A 3,227-nucleotide genomic window follows, 5' to 3' on the forward strand; every position below is an offset into this window, starting at 1 on the left:
AACTCGCAGCGGCGAAGCGTTTGCGCCGCTTGCCCAGCGCAGCGTACCCATTTCACCTAAACCGTCGATGTGATCGGAGTGAAAGTGAGTGAGGAAAACCGCTTCAAGCTGGTTAATCGGGTAGCCCATGCGCGCAATATTTCTAACGCCATCGGTGCCCGCATCAACAACAAACATGCGCTCGCCAGCAATAACCAATACGCAGGGGCCAGACGCTTTTGGTGCTGGCATGGGCCCGCCCGCACCGCAAAGGGCTAGGTGCAATCCGTCGTCGAGTTCCGCTAGAGTATTGGCTGACATTCGTGCCACCATGCCTTTTTCGAGAATCAGTTTGCTCAGGCCGGATGGCATGCAGCCAGTAAGTGCGAAAAAGAACAGCAGGCTTATTAATTTATTGTATCTTTTCATATCCTATTCCGGCATCAGTTGTTGCTTATTAATATTAGAATGCTTGTAATGGCATTGTGAGTGCCAATACTTAAGGGTAACATGTCATTTGTAAAGAAAAGAGTCAATGGCCGATGTATTTGAAATGATATAAACGGCTTTTTGAATTAATAATAATGATTGTTACGCAATAAATTGGCGATTGAAGAAAGGCTTCGACTATGTCTGAAAAATTTAAAGATAAGGGGGGGGCATCAAGCTCTGACCCGAGTCGACTTTATCGCTGGCTTACCTCTAAACTGTTTATGTCGCGGCTCGCGAGTTTGCGCTACCAAACTAAGCTGCGCGCTAAATTTGAGCGCCATCGTCTCAACGCTGGCACTCCGCATATTGTGGAATATTTTCATCAAGTTGATGATGGCTACAGCCACCTCAGCGCACAGTTATTGTCGGCAATCAGTAAGCGCTACGACGTGACGGTGGTCTGCCATTTAGTTTCAGCGACACAAGACGCAAATGCCCCTGAGCCACAATTGCTGAGTGACCTTGCTCGGCAAGATGCGATTCACATTGCGCCACACTACGGTTTGCATTTTCCCGATTGCAAGACCGTGCCGGCTAAGGCCCTAGTCGATCAAGCGCAGTCGATACTGGCTAAGCAAACTGCGCAGGGATTTATTGATTGCCTCGTTGAGGTGAGCACAGCGCTATGGAATCACGATCAGACGAGGCTGGCCGCGCTTGCTGAGCGTTTGGGTGCTGCTACCCTTAGTCACACCATAGTGCGTATTCAGCAGGGTAATGCGCAACGCGTCAAGCTCGGTCATTATTCGGGCGCGATGTTCTATTACGGTAAGGAATGGTATTGGGGAGTTGATCGTCTTTATCATTTAGAAAATCGATTGGCAGAACAGGGCTTAGACCACCGTTCCGATGCGCCAGCACTTGCGCCTAGGCCCGAGATCGAATCTGGGCCGCTTGTCGACAATGGCTCGCTTACATTAGAAATATATCCCTCACTACGCAGCCCCTACACGGCGATCGTTTTTGATCGGGCACTTAAGCTTGCGCGGGATACCGGCGTAAGGTTAATTGTGCGTCCTGTATTACCTATGGTTATGCGTGGTGTCCCGGCGACCCGTGAAAAGGGTATTTATATTTTTACCGATTGCGCGCGCGAGGCGCGTGCCGCGGGCGTCGCCTTTGGGCCAATTTATGATCCGATTGGTGAGCCGGTGCGCCGTTGTTATTCACTTTATCCCTGGGCGTGCGAGCAGGGCAGAGGTGATGAATTGCTATCTAGTTTTCTTCACTGCGCCTTTGCACAAGGCATTAATACGAGCAAAGATAGCGGTCTTAGACAGGTTGTTGAGCGAGCCGGACTGAATTGGAATAAGGCGCGGGAGCACCTTGGTGATTCAGCTTGGGAAGCCATACTTGAAAACAATCGCCTTACTATGTACGCGGCGGGATTATGGGGGGTGCCGAGTTTTCGTTTACTGGATAAAAACGGTGAGCCGGTTTTGGCGTTATGGGGGCAGGATCGCCTTTGGTTATTTGCCCGCGAAATACAGCGTTTGCTTAAGGCTGGCTGAGATTCGCAGCGCTTGTCACGGCGCCGCGAATCCCTTACTTGTTTAAAGCGTTAGGCCACCGTCGACAACTATGCATTCGCCCGTGGTATAGCTGCTGGCGTTGGATGCCAAATACAGCACGGTGCCGGCCATTTCCTGTGGTTCGGCGTGACGCTGCATCGGGATCTTTTCAATCGCAGATTGATATATCTCGTCGTGGGTAAAAAGTGCGCCAGCGAACTTGGTTTTTGTCAGCCCGGGTAATATCGCGTTACAGCGAATATTGTGTTTTGCGCATTCTTTGGCAAACGTTTTAGTCATATTGACCACGGCGGCCTTGGTAATAGAGTAGATACCTTGCATTGGCCCTGGTTGTAACGCGTTGACTGAGGCAGTGTTGATAATAACGCCGCCTCCGTTGTCGCGCATAATTTTTCCGCCTTCCACGCTCATAAAGAAATAGCCGCGTACATTTACATCGACGGTTTTATTGTAAGCCGCTAAATCGGTATCGAGTACGTCGCCGAAGTAGGGGTTGGCGGCAGCGTTATTCACTAGGATATCGAGCTTGCCGTGTTGCTTACGAATTGTTTGAAAAATATCGGCAATTTGTTCCATATCACCAACGTGGCAGGCCAAGGCTTCCGCGCTGTGACCGGCGGCAATAATACTATTGGCGACGGTGTGGCAGTCATCAATTTTGCGACTTGAGACAATAACATGGGCACCTTGTTCGGCTAAAAGTCGGGCAATGGCTTCGCCGATACCACGGCTTGCGCCGGTAACCAGCGCCACTTTTCCAGTTAAATCAAACAGATTAGTGCTCATATTATATGATCCTTGTTTTGCGATGAGGGCTTACACCTTACTACCAAATATTGCTAGTCGAGGTGTTTAAGCGCTTTGGGTCAGGTTTAGTAGCAGGCCGTTAATAATCTCTATGCAAGTTTTGACGCTTAGGCCCTGATGTTCTCTAAGCCGATGCCACATCTCAAAAGAGGCAATAGCATCTATGGCTTCCCTCTGTTCCGAGGCAATGGCCTTGAGTTCGGGTAACCAGTTATCGAGGTCTTTGCGTAAACCTTTCTGTACGCGGGCGTAGTTTTTTTGCAGTACTTCAAGACGCCAGCGCTGTGCAGTCGTCGCTAAGATAATATTGTAGTTTTGCTCGTAGACTTCGGCGTGACGCTCCACTGCATGCAGAATGCGCTCCTCAAGCGTGCCGCTGCGGTCGGCGTCGAGCATGGCCGCTTCGTATTGCCCGCG

3 protein-coding genes and 1 pseudogene are annotated in these 3,227 nt (G+C 50.2%); 1 reads left to right on the top strand and 3 read right to left on the bottom strand.

Features of this window, described 5'->3' with window-relative positions:
- Positions 1 to 408 (bottom strand): MBL fold metallo-hydrolase (locus ABYT30_RS17550; protein ID WP_373097774.1); only part of this gene is annotated, 408 nt, incomplete at its 3' end.
- Between the two features lie 200 nt (positions 409 to 608).
- Here ABYT30_RS17550 and ABYT30_RS17555 point away from each other — a divergent pair.
- Positions 609 to 1,982: a DsbA family protein gene (locus tag ABYT30_RS17555; RefSeq protein WP_373097775.1), complete on the top strand. Its 1,374-nt coding sequence runs from the start codon at positions 609 to 611 to the stop codon at positions 1,980 to 1,982.
- Between the two features lie 42 nt (positions 1,983 to 2,024).
- On the opposite strand, the gene ABYT30_RS17560 is transcribed toward ABYT30_RS17555, so the two are convergent.
- Together ABYT30_RS17560 and ABYT30_RS17565 are read right to left on the bottom strand one after the other, a co-directional pair.
- Positions 2,025 to 2,789, bottom strand: coding sequence for an SDR family oxidoreductase (locus ABYT30_RS17560; RefSeq protein WP_373084230.1), 765 nt, complete (start codon positions 2,787 to 2,789; stop codon positions 2,025 to 2,027).
- A gap of 66 nt (positions 2,790 to 2,855) precedes the next feature.
- Positions 2,856 to 3,227 (bottom strand): annotated as a pseudogene (locus ABYT30_RS17565) (TetR/AcrR family transcriptional regulator); the annotation flags it as partial.

This window comes from Zhongshania sp. (genome assembly GCF_041623545.1).
In the GTDB taxonomy this organism is placed as follows: domain Bacteria; phylum Pseudomonadota; class Gammaproteobacteria; order Pseudomonadales; family Spongiibacteraceae; genus Spongiibacter.

Excerpts from the sequence above, each read along its gene's own strand:
- ABYT30_RS17560 (WP_373084230.1), bottom strand. The coding sequence starts at position 2,789 with ATGAGCACTAATCTGTTTGATTTAACTGGAAAAGTGGCGCTGGTTACC.
- ABYT30_RS17555 (WP_373097775.1), top strand. The coding sequence starts at position 609 with ATGTCTGAAAAATTTAAAGATAAGGGGGGGGCATCAAGCTCTGACCCG.